Source organism: Bradyrhizobium tropiciagri (assembly GCF_018130545.1).
GTDB classification, from domain to species: domain Bacteria; phylum Pseudomonadota; class Alphaproteobacteria; order Rhizobiales; family Xanthobacteraceae; genus Bradyrhizobium; species Bradyrhizobium tropiciagri_A.
This window is the reverse complement of sequence record NZ_JAFCKF010000001.1, coordinates 880471-902584: the sequence shown is the minus strand read 5'-3', so window position 1 is coordinate 902584 and position 22114 is coordinate 880471. Positions and strand designations below refer to the sequence as shown.

Here is a 22114-nt window from a genome sequence, read left to right as displayed (position 1 = left end):
GTTCTCAGAGCAATGCGGTGGCAAGGGGGCTCGGCAGCCGAACGGGTGCGAGCATGGTCAGAATGCGATCACCATGCCGTCGCTTGCGGCCGTGTAGGGCAGGCCGTCGATGCGGCCGAGCATGTCGTCGCTCATATGGGTCAGCACCACGCGTTTCGCGTTGATGGCCGGCAAATGCGCTTCCAGCGTTGTCAGGCTGAGATGGTTCTTGACCATCTTGTCGCAGGTATAGGCCTCGGCGATGAAGAGGTCGGCCTTGTGCGCAGCCGGGATCAGCGTGTCGGTCCACTCGGTATCGGCGCTGTAGCAGACGACGCGGCCTTCCGCCTCGATGCGATAGGCGAGGAACGGCCCGCCCGATTCGCCATGCACCACCGGGTAGGGTGTCACGGTCACCTCGCCGAAGCTGCGCTGCTCTCGCAGCGCCAGCGTGACGACCGACAGATCGAAGCGCTGTTTGGTCTTGGAGGAATGTTCGAACATCACCTCCATCACTTCGGGCAGTTTGGTCTCGATGCCTTCGGGGCCAGCGATCACCAGCGGCCTTGTGCGGCGGGAGAATTGCGCGTCGAGCAGGAAGAACGGCAGGCCGGCAAAATGATCGCCGTGGAAATGTGTGATCAGGATCAGCTCGATCGCGTCGCGGTCGATATCGAGCCGCTTCAATGCGGGAAGCGACGAGGCGCCGCAATCGATCAGGAAATTGGCGTGTTCGCCGCTGACATGGAAGCAGGTGTTGAAGCGGCCGCCGGAGCCGAACGCATCGCCGCAGCCGACAAATTGCAATTGCATCGGCTGCGAGCTTTCCTTTGATCAGCGGCCGCGCGGCGCGCCGAACAGCCGCGACAGCAGCCAGATCGGGATCACGATCACGGCGCCGAGCAGGAAGTAGCGCCAGGCCCAGCTGATCGCGTCGAAGCCGAGATCCCAGAGGCTCTGGAACAGCCTGCGGATGCTGGTGAGAATGTTCCAGGGATCGAGGCCGATCGCGGCGAGCACGACGCCGACCAGGATCGAGAGCAGGATCAGCCGGAACGCCACCGAGAGCGGCGAGCCGCCGAGAAAGCGGTACAGGCCGTCGCTCTGGCCGCCGGCCGGCAAGTCCCGGATGTTGTCTGGCATCGTACTCTCCTTGCGGAATCGCCCGCATTATAAGTCACGGCGATGCACATGGGAAACCCGTGAGCGGCGATCAATGGCTGCCATGCGGCTTGCGAGTTTAACTTCCTGTCATGGAGATTAACATCCGTTCAAGTGTCTCCAGCCGGTCGGCCTCGCGCGGCGGCTTGTCCCAGCGCAGCCGGCTGATCCGGGGAAACCGCATCGCGACGCCGGATTTGTGCCGTGGTGAGCGCTGCAAGCCCTCGAAGGCGACTTCCAGCACCAGCCCCTGATCCGGCTCATGCACGACATGCCGCACCGGGCCGAATTTCTCGGTGGTGTTGCGGCGGACGAAGCGGTCGATCTGCAACAGTTCCTCGTCGGTGAAGCCGAAATAGGCCTTGCCGACCGGCACCAGCTCATCGCCGCCGGCCTCGCCACGGGTCCAGACGCCGAACGTGTAATCGGAGTAATAGGACGAGCGCTTGCCGTGGCCGCGCTGGGCATACATCAACACCGCGTCGATGATGTGCGGATCGCGCTTCCATTTCCACCACGGGCCCTTCGGCCGCCCGGGCAGATAGGGTGCGTCGCGCCGTTTCAGCATCACGCCCTCGACCGCGTCGGCATCGTCGCCGGCGCCCGCGCTCTTCGGATCGGCCCGCGCGGCGGCCAGTTGTTCCCAGCTCGCGAACGGGACGGTCGGCGACAGGTCGATGCGCGGATCGCTGAGCTTGGCGACGAAGGCTTCGAGATGCGCGCGCCGTTCGGTGAAGGGCAGTTCGCGCAGATCGTTCTCGTCGTCGCCGAGCAAATCGTAGGCGCGTAAGTGGATCGGGAATTCCTTGATCAGCTTTGGCGAGACGACCTTTCGGTTCAGCCGCTGCTGCAAGACGTTGAAGGTCTGCACGCGGCCGTCGCGCAGCACCAGCAATTCGCCGTCGATCGCGCCGGGCAGATGCAGCGACGGCACGAGGTCGGGGAAGCTGCCGGTGATATCCTCGCCGGTGCGCGAATAGAGCCGCGCCTGGATGTGGCCGCGCGCGTCACGGCCGGCGACAGCCTGCACGCGGATGCCGTCCCACTTCCATTCCGCGCTGAAATCCGCGGCATCGAGATTGGCGAAGTCCGCGTCCTCGATCGCATGTGCCAGCATCACTGGGCGGAACGGTGTCGGGTCGCTGTTGACCGGCTTGTCGCCGCGGCCTTCGAGCCATGCGAACAGGTCGAGATAGGGCGGCGACAGGCCGGGCCACATCAGCTCGATCTCATGCGGGTCTTTATCGCCGAGCGCCGCCGCCGCGGTCTTCGCCAGTCGCGCGGAGATCCCGATCCGCATCGCGCCGGTGACGAGCTTCAAGAGCGCCCAGCGCCCCGTCTCGTCGAGCTCGTCCAACCAGCGCGCCAGCTGCGCCGGCAGCTCGGCCTTGCCCAGCGTGCGCAGCGTGGTGACCACGTCGGTCAGGGTTGGGGGAGGTGGGTTGTTGTGGCCGGGCGGCAGTTCGGCCTTCGGCCACATCAGAGCGACGGTCTCGGAGAGATCGCCGACATAGTCGTAGGAGTAGCTGAACAGTACGGGGTCAGCGCGTTCGGTGATCAGGTCGCGGATCAGGCCCGGCTTGGCGTGCTTGAACGACAGCGCGCCGGTGAGTGCCGCCAGCGCGTAGCCGCGGTCGGGATCTTCGGTCTCGCGGAAATAGCCGACCAGCAGCTTGATCTTGTTATTGCGACCGGGCTCGTAGGCGAGGCGGTCGAGCAGCTCGGCAAAGCGGTTCATGCTTTTGCCTCACCGTCGGGCGGAGCGTCGCCGGTGGCCGCCGTCTCGCCCTCGTCCTCGTCGCCATAGCCGACCAGATCGAGCGGTCGCGCGGCAAGGCCCTTGGTCTTGCACCAATGCACCAGCGCGTCTTCCTGGCCGTGGGTGACCCAGATCTCGCCGGCGCCAGTGGCGACGATCGTCGCCGTCAGCCCGTCCCAATCGGCATGGTCCGAGATCACCAGCGGCAGCTCGACGCCGCCCTGCCGGGCGCGGGCGCGCACCCGCATCCAGCCCGACGCAAAGGCGGTGACCGGGTCGGGAAAGCGCCGCGTCCAGACATCCGAAGTCGCGCTCGGCGGCGCCAGCGTGATGGTGCCGGCAAGCTCGGCCTTCTTCATGCCGCGTACCGGCCTGAGCTCACCGAGCGCAATGCCGCGCTCCTGATAATAGTAGGTGATCTTCTCCATCGCGCCGTGCAGGTAGATCGGCGCGTCGTAGCCGGCCTCGCGCAGCAGCGCGATCACGCGCTGTGCCTTGCCGAGCGAATAGGCGCCGACCAGATGCGCGCGCTCCGGAAACAGTTTTGCGGACGCAAGCAGCTTGTTCACTTCGCCGGCGGCGTCGCCATGGCGGAACACTGGCAGGCCGAAGGTTGCTTCCGTGATGAACACGTCGCACGGCACCAGCTCGAACGGCGCGCAGGTCGGATCGCGCGCGTCCTTGTAGTCGCCGGAGGCAACGATGCGCGTATCCTTGCAGGTGACCGAGACCTGGGCCGAGCCGAGCACGTGGCCAGCGGGATGAAAGGACACCGTGACGTCGCCGAGCCTGATCTCCTCGCCATAGGCGACCCCCTGCACGGAGCCGGCGAAATTCTCGCCGTAGCGCAGCCGCATCATGTCGAGGGTTTCCTGGGTCGCGAGCACCGCGCCGTGGCCGGGGCGCGCATGGTCGGAATGCCCGTGCGTGATCAGGGCCCGCTCGACCGGCCTGACAGGATCGATGTGGAAGCCGCCGGGCTTGCAGCAAAGCCCGGCCGGGACGGGCATCAGGATGTCTTGCGGGCGCATGCCGCACATATAGGCATTGATTCCGCGATATCTAATCGTCATGCGCGGGCTTGACCGGCGCATCCATCTCCGGAAAAAGTTCGTGCTTTCTGGATGGCCTGACCCGGCCGAGATTGGTTCCTTAAAGAGAATGGCCCCGCGCCTGTTTCTATCCTCCGGTGACCTCGTTGCCGACCGCCGCTACGAGTTCGCGCGCGACCTGCAATTGAAGGGCGATCTGCCGGCTGCCGCCGAGCTGCTCGAACAGGCGATCGAGCTGGTGCCGACATTCCCGTCGGCCTGGTACACGCTGGGCAAGATCCGCCTCGAGCTCGACCAGCGCGAAGCCGCGATCGCAGCCTTTCGTGCCGCGCGCGATGCCGATCCCGAGGACCGTCATGGCGCCGGCCTGCATCTGATGCAGCTCGGTGTCGAGGCGGTCAGCGCGATGCCGCCGGGCTATGTGCAGACGCTGTTCGATCAATATGCGCCGCGCTTCGAGGCTGCGCTGGTCGGCGATCTCGGCTATCGCGGCCCGGCGCTGCTGTTCAAGGCGGTGCTGTCGGTGCGCGCGTCTGCGAAGAAGCCGGCCTTCTTCAAGCGCGCGATCGATCTCGGTTGCGGCACCGGATTGGCAGCCGGCGCATTCGCGCAGCATGTCGACCGCTTCATCGGCATCGACCTGTCGCCGCGCATGATCGACAAGGCGCGTGCCACCGGACTCTATGCCGAGCTCGAGGTCGACGACATGCTGCAGGGCATTGCGGGCAAACCGGACGCCAGCGCCGAACTGATCCTCGCCGCCGATGCGATGGTCTATGTCGCCGATCTCGCGCCTGTGCTTGCCGAGGCTGCGCGCGTGCTGGTCGCGGGTGGCGTGGTCGCTTTCACGACGGAGACCCATGACGGCGAGGGCGTCATTTTAGGCGATGGGCTGCGCTACGCACACAGCGCGGCTTACGTGCGCGCGACCGTTGCGGCCGCGGGGCTGACGCTGGCTCTGCTAGACGATCTCTCCGCGCGCAATGAAGACAACATCCCGGCGCCCGGCCTCGTCGCCGTCGCCATCAAGCCGTGAAGGTGGCGCGAAGCGCCGGATGAGGGGTCTGCATCCGCGGAGACAGACCCCTCACCCGGCTACATCTCGCTCCGCTCGATTTCGCCACCCTCTCCCACAAGGGGAGAGGGTGCATGGTCATCTGACGCCCTCCAACTTGAGTCTACACGCTACGCATTTGCCGTGACGCGGCATTGCGCCACACAGCCGTGACTTCGCGCTTGCCCGGCGCTGGACGGAATGCGAGAGCTTTTCGCCTCAGGGAGAGAAACAATGAAAAAGCATACGCGGCGCGAATTCGGCGCCACCGCATTGTCCGTCATCGCAGCGTCCGTGCTGCCCGCGCCGTTCGTCCGGGCCGCCGACAAGAAGTACGATCCGGGCGCGAGCGACACCGAGATCAAGCTCGGCCAGACCGTGCCGCATTCCGGCCCGGGCTCGCTCTATGGCGTGCTTGGCCGCGTCGGCGAAGCCTATTTCCAGATGCTGAACGACAAGGGCGGCATCAACGGCCGCAAGGTGAAATTCCTCACCATGGACGACGCCTACAGTGCGCCGAAATGCGTCGAGGCGACGCGTCGCCTGGTCGAGCAGGAGGAGGTGCTGGCGCTCTATGGCTCGCTCGGCACCGCGCCGCAGACTGCCGTGCACAAATACCTCAATTCCAAGGGCGTGCCGCAACTGCTGCTGAACACCGGCGCCTCGAAGTGGAACGACCCGAAGAATTTCAAATGGACCATGGCGGGCCTGCCGCTCTATCCGACCGAAGCGCGCATCCTTGCCAAGCACGTCGTCAGCGTGAAGCCGAACGCCAAGATCGGCATCCTCTACCAGAACGATGATTTCGGTCGCGACTTCCTCGGGCCATTCAAGAAGGTGCTGGCCGATGCCGGCGGCAAGGCGCAGGTGATCATGGAACAGACCTACGATCTCACCGATCCGACGGTCGATTCCCAGCTGATCAATCTGTCGAAGTCGGGCGCCGATGTGTTCTACAACATCACAACAGGCAAGGCGACGTCGCAGTCGATCCGCAAGGTCGCCGAGCTCGGCTGGAAGCCGTTGCAGCTGTTGTCGGCCGGCTCGACCGGCCGCTCGATCCTGAGCGCCGCGGGGCTCGAGAACGCCAAGGACATCGTTGCGATCCGCTACAACAAGGAAGTCGGCGTTCCCCGTTACGAGAAGGACCCGGACGTGGTCGCGTTCGAGGAGCTGCGCAAGAAGTATTTGCCCAACATCGATCCCGACAACACCATCGCCTTCGCCGGCTACGGCCAGGCGGCGACGATGGGCGAGATCCTGCGCCGCTGCGGCGACGACCTGACCCGCGCCAACGTGTTGAAGCACGCCACCACGCTGGCCGGTTTCCACTCGCCCTATTTCCTCGACGGCATCAATTACAGCTACACGCCCGACGACTACACGCCGATGAAGACGCTCTATGTCTCGATCTTCAACGGCAAGGATTGGGACCTCTCCGGCGAGCCGATGACGGAGTAGGGCTTACGTTCCAGCTCTCTCTTCCCCCTCGCCCCGCTCTTGCGGGGAGAGGGCAGGGGTGAGGGGCTCCATCCACCAGGCGGTGGATGCGTGGACACCTGTACCCCCTCACCCGGAATTCAAGCTTCCGCTTGAATTCCGACCTCTCCCCGCAAGCGGGGAGAGGTCGGTGGCCGTGCCACCTGCCGCCATTTCCGCGCTGCCCTCGACGAACCCGCCTGAACCACCTACCTCTTGGGCGTGTCGACGCTCGATCTCTTTTCCGTGCCGCCGTCGGAAACGGCCGACCTGCTGCCGCGCCGGTTTCGCGACTGGTTCGCTTCACGCGGCTGGTCGCCGCGCGAGCACCAGCTCGCGCTGCTGGCGAAGGCGCGCGAGGAGCGCTCGGCGCTGCTGATCGCGCCCACGGGTGCAGGCAAGACGCTGGCGGGGTTCTTGCCGACGCTGGTCGAGTTGGCAGGCGAGCCGGGTGGGATCAAGCCGCTGCGGCAGGCGAGCGAAGGCGCCGTCGAAGCCGATCCAAAGCCAAAAGTCGTTTCCACCGGCCGCGGCGTTCGCCGCTCCAGCGGCCTGCACACGCTCTACATCTCGCCGCTGAAGGCGCTCGCGGTCGACATCGCGCGCAACCTGGAGACGCCGGTTGCCGAGATGGGGCTGCCGATCAAAATCGAGACCCGCACCGGCGACACGCCGGTGTCGCGGCGGCAGCGGCAGCGGCGTTATCCGCCGGATATCCTGCTCACCACGCCCGAGCAGCTGGCGCTGCTGCTGGCATCAGACGACGCACCGTTCCTGTTCTCCTCGCTGAAGCGCATCGTGCTGGACGAGTTGCATGCGCTGGTCACCTCCAAGCGTGGCGATCTGCTGTCGCTCGGTCTGGCGCGGCTCTGGACCATCGCGCCGCAGGCCCGCGCCATCGGCCTCTCGGCAACGGTCGCCGAACCCGAACAGCTCGCGCGCTTCCTGGTGCCGCAGCCGGGCGGCGAGAACGCGTCCGCCGACGTCGTCACGGCGGGCGGCGCCGCGCCGCCGGTGGTCGAGATGCTCGACACGCGGGAGCGGTTGCCATGGTCGGGCCACAGCGCGCGCCACGCGCTGCCCGAGGTCTATGAGCTGATCAAGCGCAACAAGACCACGCTGGTGTTCGTCAACACCCGCAGCCAGGCCGAGATGCTGTTCCAGGATCTCTGGCGGATGAACGACGATGGGCTTGCGATCGCGCTGCATCACGGCTCGCTCGACGTCGCGCAGCGCCGCAAGGTCGAGGATGCGATGGCCGCCGGCCGGCTGCGCGGCGTGGTCTGCACCTCCTCGCTCGATCTCGGCGTCGACTGGGGCGATGTCGACCTCGTCATCAATATCGGTGCCCCGAAGGGCTCGTCGCGGCTGATGCAGCGGATCGGCCGCGCCAACCACCGTTTCGACGAGGCCTCGCGCGCGGTGCTGGTGCCGGCCAATCGCTTCGAGGTGCTGGAATGCGCCGTGGCGATCGATGCGATCGCGGAGAATGCGCAGGACACGCCGCCGTTGCGCACCGGCGCGCTCGACGTGCTGGCCCAGCATGTGCTCGGCTGCGCCTGCGGCAAACCGTTTTTGTCCGATGAACTCTATGATGAGGTCAGGACCGCGGCGCCCTATGCGTCGCTATCGCGCAGGGATTTCGACGATGTCGTCGATTTCGTCGCCACCGGCGGCTACGCGCTAAAGACCTATGAGCGCTTCGCGCGCATCAAGCAGGACAAGCAGGGCCGCTGGCGCATCACCAATCCGAAGGTGCGGCAAAGCTACCGCCTCAACGTCGGCACCATCGTCGAGGAGACGATGCTGAAGGTGCGGCTGGTGCGCTCGCGTGCCGGCGGCAGCGGCTCGCCCGGCGCGATCGCGCGCGGCGGCCGGATGCTCGGCGAGATCGAGGAGGTCTTCATCGAGGGCCTCGTGCCCGCCGACACTTTTGTCTTTGGCGGCGAGGTGGTGCGCTACGAGGCCTTGGTCGAGGACCATGTGTATGTCTCCCGCGCCAATGATAAAGATGCAAAAGTGCCGTCCTATATGGGCGGCAAGTTCCCGCTCTCGACCTATCTCGCCGAGCGTGTCCGCAAATTGCTCGACAACAGCCGGGCCTGGAACGCATTGCCGGACCAAGTGCACGATTGGCTGTCGTTGCAGCGAAAATTCTCGCGGGTGCCTGCGGTGCGCGAGCTGCTGGTGGAAACCTTCCCGCGCGGCGGCAGCCATTATCTGGTCTGCTATCCCTTCGAGGGGCGGCTCGCGCACCAGACGCTTGGCATGCTGCTGACGCGCCGGCTGGAGCGCGCCCGCGCCCGTCCGCTCGGCTTCGTCGCCAATGAATACGCGCTCGCGGTCTGGGGCGTCGGCGATCTCTCCTTCATGATCCGGCACGGCAAGCTCGATCTCAACGCGCTGTTCGATCCCGACATGCTCGGCGACGATCTCGAGGCATGGCTTGCGGAGTCCGCGTTGATGAAGCGCACCTTCCGCAACTGCGCCATCATTTCGGGCCTGATCGCGCGCCGCTTCACCGACGAGGAGAAGTCGCGCCGCCAGGTGCTGTTCTCGACCGATTTGATCTACGACGTCTTACGAAAACATCAGGCCGACCACGTGCTGCTGCGCGCCGCGCGCGGCGATGCCGCCACGGGATTGCTCGATCTCCGCCGTCTCGGCGACATGCTGTCGCGCATCCACGGCCGAATCACCCACAAGGATCTCGACCACGTTTCCCCGCTTGCCGTCCCCGCGCTGCTGGAAATCGGCCGCGAGTCAGTTTATGGCGAAGCATCCGACGAGCTTCTGGCCGAGGCGGCCGAGGAACTCGTGCGGGAGGCGACGACGTAACGCTGGTATGTTGGGGAACAGGACGTGACGGCAAGCGCGCTAGCTTTGCGAGACGGTGACGACATGCGCGTTGCGAGGGTCACGGTGGCGGATGTCGGCTTCGTGGCGGACTGCTCCGGCGCGCTGTTCTGGGAAGAGCAGCGCCTGCTTGTGGTGTCCGACCTGCATCTGGAAAAAGGTTCTAGCTTCGCCGCCCGCGGCGTGCTGCTGCCGCCCTACGATACGGTGGCGACGCTGAGCCGGCTTGCCGCCGTCATCGCGCGGCACGATCCGCGGCAGGTGATCGCGCTCGGCGACAGCTTCCACGATCGCGATGCGCACGCACGCCTGTCGGATCCGGATCGCGAGGCGCTCGCGGCGCTGCAACTGCGGCGCAACTGGATCTGGATCGCCGGCAACCACGATCCGGCGCTGCCGTCCAGCCTCGGCGGCGTGGTCGCCACTGAAGTTGCGATCGGCCCGATCGTGTTCCGCCATGAGCCGACCGGTGCGAGCGGCGAGATCGCCGGGCACCTGCACCCCAAGGCGCGGGTGCCGACCCGCGGCCGCTCGATCGAGCGGCGTTGCTTTGCGAGCGACGGCGAGCGCGCCGTGATGCCGGCGTTCGGCGCCTACACCGGCGGCCTCAGTGTTCGCGACGCGGCGTTCGCGCGGATATTCGGATCGTCCGGTTTCATGGCCCACGTGCTCGGCGACAACCGCGTCCACGCGTTCGTGGCGTCGCGGTGTTATTGACGGTCGTGACCTGCGCACGCCAGCTCGTTGTTATTCGCATGCCGTGCCACACACTCGATGTCGTCCCGGGCAAGCGAAGCGCGACCCGGGACCCATAACCACCACTGTTTGAGATTGCGCAAAGCTGTGGCCCCAGAGCGGTATCACAACTGAATGCGGTGGTTATGGGTCCCTGCTTTCGCAGGGACGACAGTGGAGTAGCGGCGCGACTACGACCTACGCCGCCTTCGCCTGCACGCTCTCGCAATACTCCGCCAGCCGATCCGCCAGCCGCAAGGTCGCGGGGCGGGCTTCGGGGGCGGCGACGAGGGCGACCTCGGTTCGCTCGATCGGGGCGAAGCCGTCCTTCGCCGTCAGGACGCGGTGCTCGGCCTGGATCGACATTTCCGACAGAATGCTGAGCCCCAGGCCCGCGGCGACCGCGGCCTGGATGCCGGCGAGGCTGGAGGAGGTGTAGGCCATGTGCCAGTTGCGACCCGCGCTCTCCAGCGCATGGATGGCGTGGGCGCGATAGAGGCAGCCCGAGCCGAAGCCGATCAGCGGCACCGAGCCAATGGTCGTGTCGCGTGGGTGGCTCTTGCTCGTCACCCAATGCACGCGTTCCGGCCAGACCGCGATGCCGCCTCTCTCGCTGGCGGCGCGCTTGATCAGCGCGAGATCGAGATCGCCGCGCTCGAGATCGCGGTACAAATACAGGCTCTGGCCGGAGCGCACGTCGAGCCGCAAATTCGGATGGCTGCGCGAGAAGGTGGCGAGCAATCGCGTCAACCGGTAGGCGGCAAAATCCTCGGTGATGCCGATCCGGATCGCACCTTCGCTGCCGGGGCGCGACACTACATCACGCGCCTCCTCGGCGAGCGCCAGCAGCCGCCGCGCATAGGTCAAGAGCTGATCGCCAGCCTCCGTCGGGGTGACATCCTTGCCGCTGCGGATCAACAGCGGCTGGCCGACATCCTCCTCCAGGCGCTTGATCTGCTGACTGACCGTCGATTGCGTGCGGTGGACACGCTCTCCGGCGCGGGTAAAGCCGCCGGCATCGACCACCGAGACGAAACTGCGCAACAGCTCCAGGTCGAGCATCGCAGCCTCCATTCATAAATCCACTGGATGTCAGTCTATCATTTAATTTCCAAATATCAAGGCGGTGGCCTAGATCATCGGCGAAGGAGAAACTGCCATGTCCGCCGCATCCTCAATCGCCGCCCCCCGCGCCCGCTTCAACACCCTGCCGCTGCTGATCGCGCTGTTCTGCCTGCTCTGGAGCTATGCTTTCGTCGCCGGCAAGATCGGCGTCACCGATTGTCCGCCGCTGATCCTGCTCGCCGCGCGGTTCTCGCTCGCCGGCGTGCTGATCCTCGGCATCTCCTGGCTGCGCAGCGACAAATGGGACCTCACCTGGCGTGACGCGGTCGTGTTTGCCGTGATCGGCGTCGCCAACAATGCGCTCTATCTCGGCCTTGGATATACCGGTCTGAAGACGGTCTCCGCCGGGCTCGGCGCGCTGATCGTTTCGGCCAATCCAGTTTTCACCGCCATGCTGGCGGCAATGTTCCTCGGCGAGAGCATGACCTTGCGCAAGGTGATTGGCCTTGTGCTCGGCATCGTCGGCGTCGCCTTCATCGTCTGGCATCGGATCAAGGTCGGCAGCGACAGCCCGCACGGCATCCTTTTCACGCTGGCCTCGCTCGCCTCGATCGTCGCCGGCACCATGCTGTTCAAGCTGCTGGCACCGAAGGGCAGCCTGTGGATCGGCAATGGCATTCAGAACATTGCCGGTGGCCTCGCGGTGATGCCGTTCGCATTCACGCTCTCGAGCGTCAGCGACATCGTGCCCAGCATGCGGCTCGCCGGCGCCTTCGCCTTCCTCGTGCTCGGTGGTTCGATCCTCGCCTATCTGCTCTGGTTTCATCTTCTGAAAGTGTGTGGTGCGACCGCCGCCAGCGCCTATCATTTCCTGATGCCGCCGCTCGGCATGCTGTTCGCCTATCTCGTGCTCGGTGAGCACGTCGAATTCCGCGACCTGCTCGGGATCGTTCCGGTCGCGCTCGGCATCTACCTGGTGACCCGCCCCGCGACTACCGCAGCGCCCAAGTTGGCGTGACCGGTGCATGCGACGGCCAGTAGGCCCCCGGGTTTCATCATAGGAACCGTGACGGTCTCCGGTTCGTTGTCGTGACAGCCGGAACCGGGCATGACGCAGCACAGGACGACCGCGCGAAGGCAGAATGGCCGAGCCGCCAATGCGGCGGCGAAGCACCAGCCGTTCAGCGCCCGCAATGTCCTGAAGACGCTCGGCCCCGGCCTGATCACCGGGGCCTCCGACGACGATCCCTCGGGGATCGGCACCTACAGCCAGGCCGGCGCGCAGCTCGGCTACGGCATCGGCTGGACCATGCTGCTGACCTTTCCGCTGATGACCGCGATCCAGGAGATTTCCGCGCGGGTCGGCCGCGTCACCGGCCACGGCATCGCGGGCAATGTCTGCAAGCATTATCCGAGTTGGCTCCTCGCTGTGGTGGTGACGCTGCTGTTCATCGCCAACACCGTCAACATTGCCGCCGACCTGTCGGCCATGGCGGACGCGACCAAGCTGCTGATCGGCGGTCCGGCGATCGTCTATGTCGTGCTGTTCGGCGTGACCTCGGTGGCCGCGCAGATCTTCATGAATTACCGGCGCTACGTCGCCGTCCTGAAATGGCTGACGCTCAGCCTGTTCGCCTATGTCGCGGCGCTCGCCTTTGCCAGGGTGTCGTGGACAGAGGCGCTGGCCGGCGTGCTGCTGCCGCACCTCACCTGGAGTGCGAATTATTTCACGACCATCGTCGCGATCTTCGGCACCACGATCTCGCCCTATTTGTTTTTCTGGCAGGCGTCGCAGGAGGCCGAGGAGCAGCGGATCGATCCCCGCAAGCATCCGCTGATCAAGCGGCACTACGGCGCGCAGCGCGAATTCTCGCGCATCCGCGCCGACACCATCACCGGCATGGCGTTTTCCAACCTGATCGCGCTGTCGATCATCGTCACCGCCGCCGCGTCGCTGCACGCCGCCGGCAAGACCGATATCCAGACCTCGGCACAGGCCGCCGAGGCGTTGCGGCCGATCGCCGGACCGTTTGCCGAAATGATCTTCGCGCTCGGCATCGTCGGCACCGGCCTGCTGGCGATCCCGGTGCTTGCGGGAGCGACGGCCTACGCTGTCAGCGAGGGACGTCGGTGGCCGGTCGGGCTAACGCGCAAGCCGAAGGAAGCGATCGCGTTCTATTCGGTACTGGCGCTGTCGGGCGGCATCGGCATCGTACTCAACTTCACACCGATCGATCCGATCTCGGCGCTGTACTGGAGCGCGGTCGTCAACGGTGTGCTCGCCGTGCCGGTGATGGTGCTGCTGATGGTCATGGCCCACCACAAGGAGGTGATGGGACGCTTCGTGATCGGCGGGTGGCTCTACGGGCTCGGCTGGCTCTCGACCGGCGCGATGGCGCTCAGCGTGATCGCGATGGGGATCGGGGTGCTCCTTTGATCCTCGCGATCAGAACAGCGAGCTGTCGATCTTGGTGGTCGATTTGACCTTTCGCAGGATGATGGTCGTGCGATAGCTCGCGATGTCGCTGTCCGGGTGCATCAGGCGGTCGAGGATGAAGGATTGATAGCGCGCCAGGTCGGACGACACGACCCGGAGCGAATAGTCCCAATCGCCCGCAATCATGCAGCACTCAACGACCTCGGGAAGGCCGGTCACCTTCTTCTCGAAGCGATCGAAGGATTCCCTGTTCTGTTGCTTGAGGCGGACTTCGACGATCACGTCGAACCCGAGACCGACCCGCGCAGGGTCCACCAGCGCCACATAGGAGTTGATGACGCCGGCCTCCTCCAGCGTCCGGACCCGCCTCATGCAGGGGGCGGACGACAGGCCGATCCGGTCGGCCAGCTCGAGATTGGTGATGCGCCCCTCGACCTGCAGCACGTCGAGGATTTTCCGGTCCAGCTCATCGATCACGATCGTGGTTCCCATTTCTTTCGCGCTTTCTGCCTTTTGCGCAATTGATTGCAGAAGAGGGGGCGAAATGCATCTCAAATCGCAATGTCATTGCTGAAGCAGGCGCATAAGATGCCCCGCGAGGGTCTCTGGCCACGGCGGCAAGGCAAGGAACAGGCATGAGCGGGAATCACGACAAATCCTTTTGGGATCGTGCGCGGCGACACCTCATTCGCTATGGCGGGACGTTCGCGCCCGTCATCATCGAGCGTGCTTCCGGATCCTTCGTCTATGACGCCGACGGCCGTGCGATCCTGGACTTCACCTCCGGACAGATGAGCGCCGTGCTCGGCCACGGTCACCCGGAGATCGTCCGGACCGTCAGCGAACATGCCGAGCGGCTCGACCATCTGTTCAGCGGCATGCTGACGCGCCCGGTGGTCGCGCTGGCCGAACAGCTCGCGGAGCTGCTGCCGCCGGGGCTTGATCGCGTCATGCTGTTGAGCACGGGGGCTGAGTCGAACGAGGCGGCCATCAAGATGGCCAAGCTCTTCACCGGCGGCTTCGAGACCGTCGCCTTCGCGCAGTCCTGGCACGGCATGACCTCGGGCGCGGCGGGCGCGACCTATTCGGCCGGCCGCAAGGGTTATGGTCCGGCGCCGGTTGGCTCGCTCGCGATCCCGGTGCCGAATCCCTATCGCCCGCGCTTCGGCAATGCCGCCGACTGGCGGGCCGAGCTGGCCTACGCCTTCGATCTGATTGATCGCCAATCGACCGGCTCGCTGGCCTGCATGATCGCCGAACCGATCCTGAGTTCCGGCGGGCTGATCGATCTGCCGGAGGGTTACCTTGCCGAATTGAAAGAGCTGTGCCGCGCGCGCGGCATGCTGCTGATCGTCGACGAGGCGCAGACGGGGCTCGGCCGAACCGGCGCCATATTTGCCTTCGAGCGCGATGGCGTCGTGCCAGATATCCTGACCCTGTCGAAGACGCTCGGCGCCGGCCTGCCTTTGGCCGCGGTCATCACGTCAGCCGAGATCGAGGAGCGCTGTCACGAACGCGGCTTCCTGTTCTACACCACGCATGTGTCGGACCCGATGCCGGCCGCGGTCGGGCTCAAGGTGATCGAGATCATCCTGCGCGACCGATTGGTCGCGCGTGCCGGGATCGCGGGGGCACGGCTGAGGGATGGGCTGCTGGCGCTGCAGAACCGGTTCGAATGCATCGGCGACGTCCGCGGCAGGGGATTGATGCAGGGGATCGAGATCGTGCGCGACCGCTTCAGCAAGGAGCCTGACGAGGCGCTCGGGACGCGTGTGTCGCAGCGCTGTATGGAGCTCGGACTGAGCACCAACATCGTGCAATTGCCCGGCATGGGCAGCGTGTTCCGCATCGCCCCGCCGCTGACGATCAGCGATGGCGAGATCGATCTTGGCCTCTCGATCCTCGGCGACGCGTTCGAAAGCGCATTGCAGAAGGGCTAGAGCGTTTTCGAGCGAAGTGGACACCGGTTCGCGTGAAGAAAACGCGTCAAAATAAAGCGCTAGATCAATCCTTGCGGAACACGATTGAGGCCATCCAGCCGGTCATCAGCGCCATGAAGGCGGTGACGAGGCCGTAGACCAGGCCGTTCTGCCGCGCGGTGGTGGCGACGAACTGCTCGAAGCCGATCTTGACGATCTCGAACGCGCTCTCGGTCTTGGTGACCAGCGCGCCCTCGGAAAACAGCTTGATCTCGACATTGTAGGTGCCGATCGGCACCTCGGCCGGCAGCGGAATGCCGGTGCGGAACAAGGTCGGCGTCAGGAACGTCACCGCCGAGGTCGCCTCGCGGTACAGGCCGTGTTCGGAGCGCAGCCGGACGAAGGCGCTGCGGAACGGATCGTTCGGCACCACGTCGGCGAAGTCGGGACCGACCCGCTGCATCAGCAGCACGTTGTTGAGCCCGAGCTGTTGGCGCCGCTGCACGTCCGGCGAGGCGATCTGGTCGAACGGGCGATTGGAGAACAATGCGAGATAGCCGGGGACTTGCAGGAATTGGCGTGAATCGGTGTTGATCCAGATCCCGAATCTGCGCTCCTTGCGCCGCGTCACCATGTCGGCGCGCGGGCCCGATACCGTGACGACGAGATCGTAGTTCGTGCGATTGGACGGCGTCTTGTCGTCCTTCTCCACCGAGCCGAACAGCACGAGCTCGCCGCCGGAATAGTTCGGCGTCACGGTGACGCGATGGTTGGAGACCGACACGATCAACCGTTCGGCAGAGGCCGGCGCCGCCGCCAAGGTGACGATGATGAGGCCGATGATCGCAAGCGGCGCGCAGAGCCTCATGGCGGGGCTCCGCCGGTTTCGCGGATGCTGTAGAGGTCCTGCGGTCGGATCACCAGCTCGACGGCAAAGCGGATGCCGACCGCGAGCACGAGCAGGCCGAGCAAGAGGCGCAGATGCTCGCCGCGGATCCTCTGGCCGGCACGGGCGCCGAACTGTGCGCCGGTGACGCCGCCGATCATCAGGATCAGCGCCAGCACGGCGTCGACCAGATGATTGGTTACGGCGTGCAGCATGGTGGCGAACACCATGGTGACGAGGGTGAGCACCATCGAGGTGCCGATCACGGTCGAGGTCGGCACCCGCAGCACATAGATCATCAGCGGCACCAGGATGAAGCCGCCGCCGATGCCCATCACAGCGCCGATGAAGCCGATCACGAGCCCGACCACGACCACCGGGATGACCGAGAGGTAGATCTTGGAGCGCTTGAAGCGCAGCTTCAGCGGCAGCCCGTGGATCCAGCCGTGGCTGCCGGGCTTGCGCAGCGTGACCGGGCGTCCGCCGCGGGCGCGCAGCATCGCGCGCAGGCCTTCCCAGAACATCAGCCCGCCGACCGTCGTCAGCAGGATGACGTAGGACAGCGCGATCATCAGGTCGAGCTGGCCGAGCGAGCGCAGCAAGGTGAAGGTCCAGACCCCGAGCGCAGTGCCGAGCGTGCCGCCGACCAGCAGCACCGCCGCCAGCAGCGGGTCGATCGCGCGCCGGCGCCAATAGGAGATCGCGCCGGAGAACGAAGAGGCCGCGATGTGGCTGGCAACGGAGGCCACCGCGACCGCGGGCGCGATGCCGACGAAGATCAGCAGCGGCGTCATCAGGAAGCCGCCACCGATCCCGAACATGCCGGAGACGAATCCAACCGCCGCGCCCATCGCCAGGATGAGGAAGACATTGACCGGAATGTCGGCGATCGGGAGGTAGAGCTGCACGCGCGTCGCTTCTTGTCGGTTCGCCGCATGCTGGGGCGCAAGGCCGCATCACGGCGTGATGTCGTTCGGGTCGGGCATTCTCCGGCTGAACGAATCCGGTCGGCGCGCAAGATGCAGGCGAACGCGGGTCGATTGCCGCGTTCTTGCATAACCGAAATCGGTGAGGGGAGGGACTAAAGAATCCGCTCCGGGTGGCATTTTTCGCCGCAGGGTGCCGCTCTGCTGCGCACGTGGTTGATAATTCAGATTAATGACAGCGGCGACGGCTGATCAGGGCTGGTCGACCGGCGTGGTGATGAGGTTCATCGCAAGCGCCTCTTTCGTGCCCAGCCAGCGGATGTCCGAGGTCTGCGACATCGCCTCGACGATTCGGGACGAGATACCCATCTTTCTCATGTAACTGAGCACGATACCCTGCGAGCGCTGAGCTTCGGCCACGGGATCGTCGCCTGGCTTGCTCATGGTAAAGCGATGCACGCCCAGCCTGGAGCCTGCGATGCCATAACGGGTTTCGCCGCCGGCATAGACCAGAACGCAGGCGCTGGCGCAGCCGGCGGCGCGCAATTTTCCCGATGCATCTGATGTCGCCACCGCGGTGACGAGCCGGCGGGCACGAATGACTTCACCCATGATGGCAGCCTGATCCATCGCGCCGCCCGGCGACGACAGCAGCACGACATCATCCGGTGACAATCGTGCTTCGTCGAGCCGGTCGCGGAACCAGGTTGCGCTGGCCGAGCCGATCCTGCCACTGATTGCAAGCGCACGCCGTTTCGATCCGTCGATGACGACACCGGGAATGACCGACGATGTCATGGTCGCGGCGACATAGCTCTCGCGCCAGAAATCCCAGGCGCCCGGCTCCGAAAGCTCGCGGTAGGCGCGGATCGCGACGCCTGATAACAGCAGGACGAAGATGGTCACCGACCAGATCGAGGGTCTGAAGACGCCACCCGAATTGGTGGCGCTGGGTGCGACTGGCTGCGGAGCCTGGCGAGGTGCGCCAAACGGGGAAGGTTGCTGCCGCGGCGGCGCGACGCGGGGACCGGTCGGCGACGAACGGTGGCCCGCTCTATCCTCCTGACGATCGTCGACAGACAAGCCTGACCCTCCGGAACGCGTGCGCAATTGGCGCGGGACTGCGCGCCTGTCTACACGGCGGAGGGGTGGAGGGACAAGACAGCGGCGCCGTCAAGGCGCCGCAGCTGGTCTCAAATAAGTGACGTTAGTGTGCGGCGAGCGCCGCGGTTCGCTTCGACGGTTGCTTGACGGGCTTCGCCGCCGCAGGCTGCACGGGGGCGCCGTCCCAGCCGCCGGCCGGGGTCGGCACGTTGACCGCATCGCTCGGCTGCGGCTCGGGAGTGAAGGTCTGGATCGCAAGCTTCGCGGCGGCCAGCGACTGCGGGTCGAGCCGCTTGGCGATGTCGTCGCGCTTGTGGCCGGCGTCGGCGTCGCCCTGCGCGGCCGCGAGGCTGAACCATTTGAAGGACTCGGCGAGGTTCTGTTCGACGCCGATGCCGCGCGCATAGAGGATGCCGAGGTTGACCTGGCTGTCGGCGACGCCGCGATCGGCCGCCTTGCGGAACCACTGCGCGGCGCTCTTGTAGTCGGCGCCCTTGCCGCCGCCATCGGCGTCGAGCACGGCAAGATTATGCATCGCCTTGGCGTTGCCGCGCTCGGCCGCCTGCACGTAGTAGCGCCGCGCCACGTCGAAATCGCGTTTCACGCTGAGGCCCTTCTCGTAGAAGGTGCCGAGCCGGAACATCGCGGGCACCACGCCGGCCTGCGCCGCGCGGCCATACCATTTGGCGGCTTCGTCGACGTTGGCGGCAACGCCCTTGCCCTCGGCGAAGCGGACGCCGACCTCGTAGGCCGCGGCCGCATCGCCCTTGATTGCGGCGGTGCGCAGCGCCGGGCCGCCGATCGCGTCGGGCAGTTTCTCGCCGGCCGGAATCTGGACCAAACCGAGCTTGCCGCCGAGCGGCGGCGCGGTTGGAATCGTGCCGGTGATGTCGCTACTGGCGGCGACCGGTGGCGCTGCGGCCGGCTCCGGCGCCATGGCGGGGGCGGGCGCCTGAGGGATCGTCACCTGCGCGCTGTCGAGCGTGTTCGGCGCCGCGGTGTTGTTGGACTGGCGGCCGAGCGGGGTCGGCGAGGTCATCGACGGCCCGGGCGTGCCGGACGGCATAGCCGGCGCGGGGGCGGGCGCGATGGAGTTCTCGGCGGGCGGCTGCGCGGAAGGCGCGGCCGGCTCGCTGTGCTCGATTGCCGGCGCCTGCGGTGCGGAGCTGGTGTCGAGCAGGTTCATCGCCATCTTGGCGGTCGACAGCAGGATCACCACCACGCTCGCGCCGACCAGCAGCGAGCGGATCTTGGAGGTGATGGTCGAAGGCTGTGCTTCCGGCGCGCCAGTCGCCGAAGCGCCGGTCGCGGCTGCGCCGGCCTTGGCGGCAGCGGCCTTCGCGGCCTTGTCGGCTTTCTCCTTGGCCTTGGCGGCGGCCTTGTTCGCTGCGCGCGCCGCCTTCTCGTTGACCGGTTGCTCGGCGGCGGCCTGCGCGGCACGGCGCGCCGCGGCGATGAAGCTCGACGTCGAGACCGGCTCTTTCTTGCCGGCGGGAAGATCAGAGATCGCACGCTCGGAATCCGCAATCCGCTCCGACGGCGACGACCCGCGGCCCGAGGGGCGCGTGCCCGGCTCGAGCGGATGATCCGGCGGCAGTTCCGGCGCGATCGCGGCGCGTGCGGACGCCGCATGCGGTTCGAGGATCTCGCTGATCGCGCGCGGCGGCAGCGGCGGTGGTGCGGTCTCGACCGGCTGCGCGGCGTGGAATTCGCGCGGCGCGGATATGAAATGCTCCTGCGCCAGCGCAGGATTGGGCAGTTCGGGCCGGTACGGTTCAGGCTGGTACGATTCAGCTCTCGGCTGCGCGACGGGCTGAGGCATCGCCGCACGCGGCATCTCCATCCGCGGCGCTTCGATCCGCGGTTCGGCATATGGAGGGGCGGGCGGCGCCGGCGGCGGTGCGGTGCGCACCGTGCGCAGATCGGTCTCGATCATCGCCAGCCGATCGACCACATGGCCGAGCGTGTTGTGAACGGTCTCCAGCGAATCCTGGGTGCGGCGATCGGTCTCCGACTGGCTGAAGCGGATGTCGGACAGTTCGCGCTTCACCAGATCGACGATGCCGCTGTCCATCATCGGCTGCGGCGAGGAGGAGCTGACGTTGCTGCGGGCGGCGTCGGCGAGCGAAGCGATGTGGGCGTGCTGCGCCTCGAGGTGCCGCATGATGTCATGCAGCCCTTCCTCGACCCGGCCGAGATTGCTGGAGCGCTGATCCGTAGATTCCAGGCGCTCGAGCAGATACGAGACGCGCTGCTCGAGATGGGTGAATGCCGACGAGCTGTCGTTGCCGACCTGCAGGCGGTCGATCCGCTCCGACAGGGTGCGCACCGCGCTTTCGATGGCGTCGGTATTGTCGGTGCCGGCCGGCCGCTCGCGGCCTTCAAGCGAGGAGGCCAGCGCGGCAATGCGCTGCTCGATCACGGCGAAAGCATCGTCGCGCGGCTCGGCGCGCGACATCTGGGACAGCTGGTCGACCTTGGTCGACAGCGCATGCACGTCCCCGGAGAGCTGCAGCAGCGCATCGTTGGAGGCGACGTTGGAGACGATGGCGCGCAGTGCCGCGATCGCGCTCTCGAGCTGATGCACCGTCGACGGATCGTCGTTGGCGCGCAGGATCATGTCGAGCTTGGCGCCGAGATTGCGGATCGCCTCGTCGTAGCCGGTGAGCTGCTCGGCGGGCGTCAGCGTGCGCAGCGCCTCGCGGATTTCCGACAGCGCGCGTTCGATGCCGGTAATCGCCTGACCCTGGCTGTTGCTGCCGTCCTGACGGAGCTCGTCGATCCGGTGATGCAGCGAGCGGATCTCGTTCTCGATTGATTCGATCGCCCGGCGCGGCATCGCCTCGGTGATGGCCTGGCGGATTTCAGCAAGCTCGCTGCGGAACGACGCGATCGATTGCTCGATATGGTCGGGCCGCTGCAGCGCCTCGATCTGGCTCGTGATCTTGAGCAGATGACGCTCGAGCGAGGAGAAGTCCGGACCGGCGGGAGCCGGCGGCGGCGCATAGGCGGCCATCGGCGGCGCCGGCTGCTGCATCGGCGGTGCGCTGCGCGGCGGCATCTGGCGTGCAGCGGGTCCGTCGAGTTCATTCTGGCGCGCGGCGATTTCCGCGATCGCGGAATCGAACGACGCCGGGCTCAGCGGCGGCGAGGGGCGGTAGACCTGGGCTGCGGCGCGCTCGACCGCTTCCGCCTGGCGCAGCCTCTCCTCCAGTTGCCGGTCGGTGATCTGCGGCTCGCGCTGCGTCTGCGGTTCACGCATCGGCTGCGGTTGGGGCTGCGGTTCGCGCGCCGGCTGCGGTCGCGAGATTTGCGACAGCCGCGCATCGAGGCGCGAAATCGCGTCGTTCAGCTGCCGTGCGACGGCAGGCTGGCCGCGCGGCACTTCGGCGCGCACGGCTTCGGCGCGCGTCAATGGTTTTGCAATCTGCTCGATCTGGCGGGTGATCGCGTCGAGCCGCTGGTGGATGTCGGCGACCTCGCGGCTTTCCCGGCTCGGCATCGGCTGCCGCTGCTCCATCCGGTAATCCGGTGGGCTGGGTTCGCCGACGGTGGAATTGAGCCAGTCGTTGAGCGACATGCCGGCGCGGCGCGCAGCCGCCTCGGCCCTGTCGCGGACGGAGGGATCGATGCCGTCAACACTCCACGATACGCGCGAATTCATGATTCCGTCCGGTCCCGACTCCGGCGCCATACTCTGCG

At 66.3% G+C, this 22114-nt stretch carries 17 protein-coding genes; 7 read left to right on the top strand and 10 right to left on the bottom strand.

What is annotated here, in order from left to right:
* Positions 1-57: 57 nt before the first annotated feature.
* From JQ616_RS04390 to JQ616_RS04375, 4 genes are all read right to left on the bottom strand, one after another.
* The gene (locus tag JQ616_RS04390; RefSeq protein ID WP_212012485.1) at positions 58-792 is read right to left on the bottom strand and encodes an MBL fold metallo-hydrolase; all 735 of its coding nucleotides are present in this window, start codon (positions 790-792) and stop codon (positions 58-60) included.
* A 21-nt stretch (positions 793-813) separates the two neighbouring features.
* On the bottom strand, positions 814-1122 hold the full coding sequence (locus JQ616_RS04385) for a DUF6460 domain-containing protein (RefSeq protein ID WP_212012483.1): 309 nt from the start codon (positions 1120-1122) through the stop codon (positions 814-816).
* Positions 1123-1219: 97 nt separating this feature from the next.
* Positions 1220-2878, bottom strand: coding sequence for a cisplatin damage response ATP-dependent DNA ligase (locus JQ616_RS04380; RefSeq protein ID WP_212012481.1), 1659 nt, complete (start codon positions 2876-2878; stop codon positions 1220-1222).
* Positions 2875-3930: a ligase-associated DNA damage response exonuclease gene (locus tag JQ616_RS04375; protein ID WP_212013142.1), complete on the bottom strand. Its 1056-nt coding sequence runs from the start codon at positions 3928-3930 to the stop codon at positions 2875-2877. Before JQ616_RS04375 ends, JQ616_RS04380 begins: the two co-directional genes overlap by 4 nt.
* Before the next feature lie 130 nt (positions 3931-4060).
* Between JQ616_RS04375 and JQ616_RS04370 the strand changes: the two genes are divergently transcribed.
* The 4 genes from JQ616_RS04370 (at position 4061) to pdeM (ending at position 10057) form a co-directional block, all read left to right on the top strand.
* On the top strand, positions 4061-4987 hold the full coding sequence (locus JQ616_RS04370; RefSeq protein ID WP_212012479.1) for a methyltransferase domain-containing protein: 927 nt from the start codon (positions 4061-4063) through the stop codon (positions 4985-4987).
* Between the two features lie 252 nt (positions 4988-5239).
* Entirely contained in the window at positions 5240-6466 is a 1227-nt protein-coding gene (locus JQ616_RS04365; protein WP_146988917.1) for an ABC transporter substrate-binding protein, read from the top strand.
* Between the two features lie 264 nt (positions 6467-6730).
* Complete coding sequence (locus JQ616_RS04360) at positions 6731-9322, top strand: ligase-associated DNA damage response DEXH box helicase (protein WP_212012478.1); 2592 nt, start codon at positions 6731-6733, stop codon at positions 9320-9322.
* 63 nt (positions 9323-9385) lie between these two features.
* Entirely contained in the window at positions 9386-10057 is a 672-nt protein-coding gene (pdeM, locus tag JQ616_RS04355) for a ligase-associated DNA damage response endonuclease PdeM (protein WP_212012477.1), read from the top strand.
* A 216-nt stretch (positions 10058-10273) separates the two neighbouring features.
* On the opposite strand, the gene JQ616_RS04350 is transcribed toward pdeM, so the two are convergent.
* Positions 10274-11137: a LysR family transcriptional regulator gene (locus tag JQ616_RS04350; protein WP_095731909.1), complete on the bottom strand. Its 864-nt coding sequence runs from the start codon at positions 11135-11137 to the stop codon at positions 10274-10276.
* Positions 11138-11234: 97 nt separating this feature from the next.
* On the opposite strand from JQ616_RS04350, the gene JQ616_RS04345 reads away from it, so the two are divergent.
* The gene (locus JQ616_RS04345; protein ID WP_212012476.1) at positions 11235-12158 is read left to right on the top strand and encodes a DMT family transporter; all 924 of its coding nucleotides are present in this window, start codon (positions 11235-11237) and stop codon (positions 12156-12158) included.
* A gap of 90 nt (positions 12159-12248) precedes the next feature.
* Positions 12249-13577: an NRAMP family divalent metal transporter gene (locus JQ616_RS04340; protein ID WP_212012475.1), complete on the top strand. Its 1329-nt coding sequence runs from the start codon at positions 12249-12251 to the stop codon at positions 13575-13577.
* A 9-nt stretch (positions 13578-13586) separates the two neighbouring features.
* On the opposite strand, the gene JQ616_RS04335 is transcribed toward JQ616_RS04340, so the two are convergent.
* Positions 13587-14069, bottom strand: a complete 483-nt coding sequence (locus JQ616_RS04335; RefSeq protein ID WP_212012474.1) for an Lrp/AsnC family transcriptional regulator — start codon at positions 14067-14069, stop codon at positions 13587-13589.
* 143 nt (positions 14070-14212) lie between these two features.
* Here JQ616_RS04335 and JQ616_RS04330 point away from each other — a divergent pair, with 143 nt between their 5' ends.
* Positions 14213-15517 (top strand): aspartate aminotransferase family protein, encoded by a 1305-nt coding sequence (locus JQ616_RS04330; RefSeq protein WP_212012473.1) that lies wholly within the window; start codon positions 14213-14215, stop codon positions 15515-15517.
* 64 nt (positions 15518-15581) lie between these two features.
* Here JQ616_RS04330 and JQ616_RS04325 read toward each other — a convergent pair whose 3' ends face one another.
* The 4 genes from JQ616_RS04325 to JQ616_RS04310 form a co-directional block, all read right to left on the bottom strand.
* Positions 15582-16364 (bottom strand): TIGR02186 family protein, encoded by a 783-nt coding sequence (locus JQ616_RS04325; RefSeq protein WP_212012472.1) that lies wholly within the window; start codon positions 16362-16364, stop codon positions 15582-15584.
* Positions 16361-17290: a sulfite exporter TauE/SafE family protein gene (locus tag JQ616_RS04320; RefSeq protein ID WP_212012470.1), complete on the bottom strand. Its 930-nt coding sequence runs from the start codon at positions 17288-17290 to the stop codon at positions 16361-16363. Before JQ616_RS04320 ends, JQ616_RS04325 begins: the two co-directional genes overlap by 4 nt.
* A gap of 270 nt (positions 17291-17560) precedes the next feature.
* On the bottom strand, positions 17561-18214 hold the full coding sequence (locus JQ616_RS04315; RefSeq protein WP_349629947.1) for a hypothetical protein: 654 nt from the start codon (positions 18212-18214) through the stop codon (positions 17561-17563).
* A gap of 301 nt (positions 18215-18515) precedes the next feature.
* Entirely contained in the window at positions 18516-22076 is a 3561-nt protein-coding gene (locus JQ616_RS04310; protein ID WP_212012466.1) for an SEL1-like repeat protein, read from the bottom strand.
* Positions 22077-22114 lie beyond the last annotated feature (38 nt).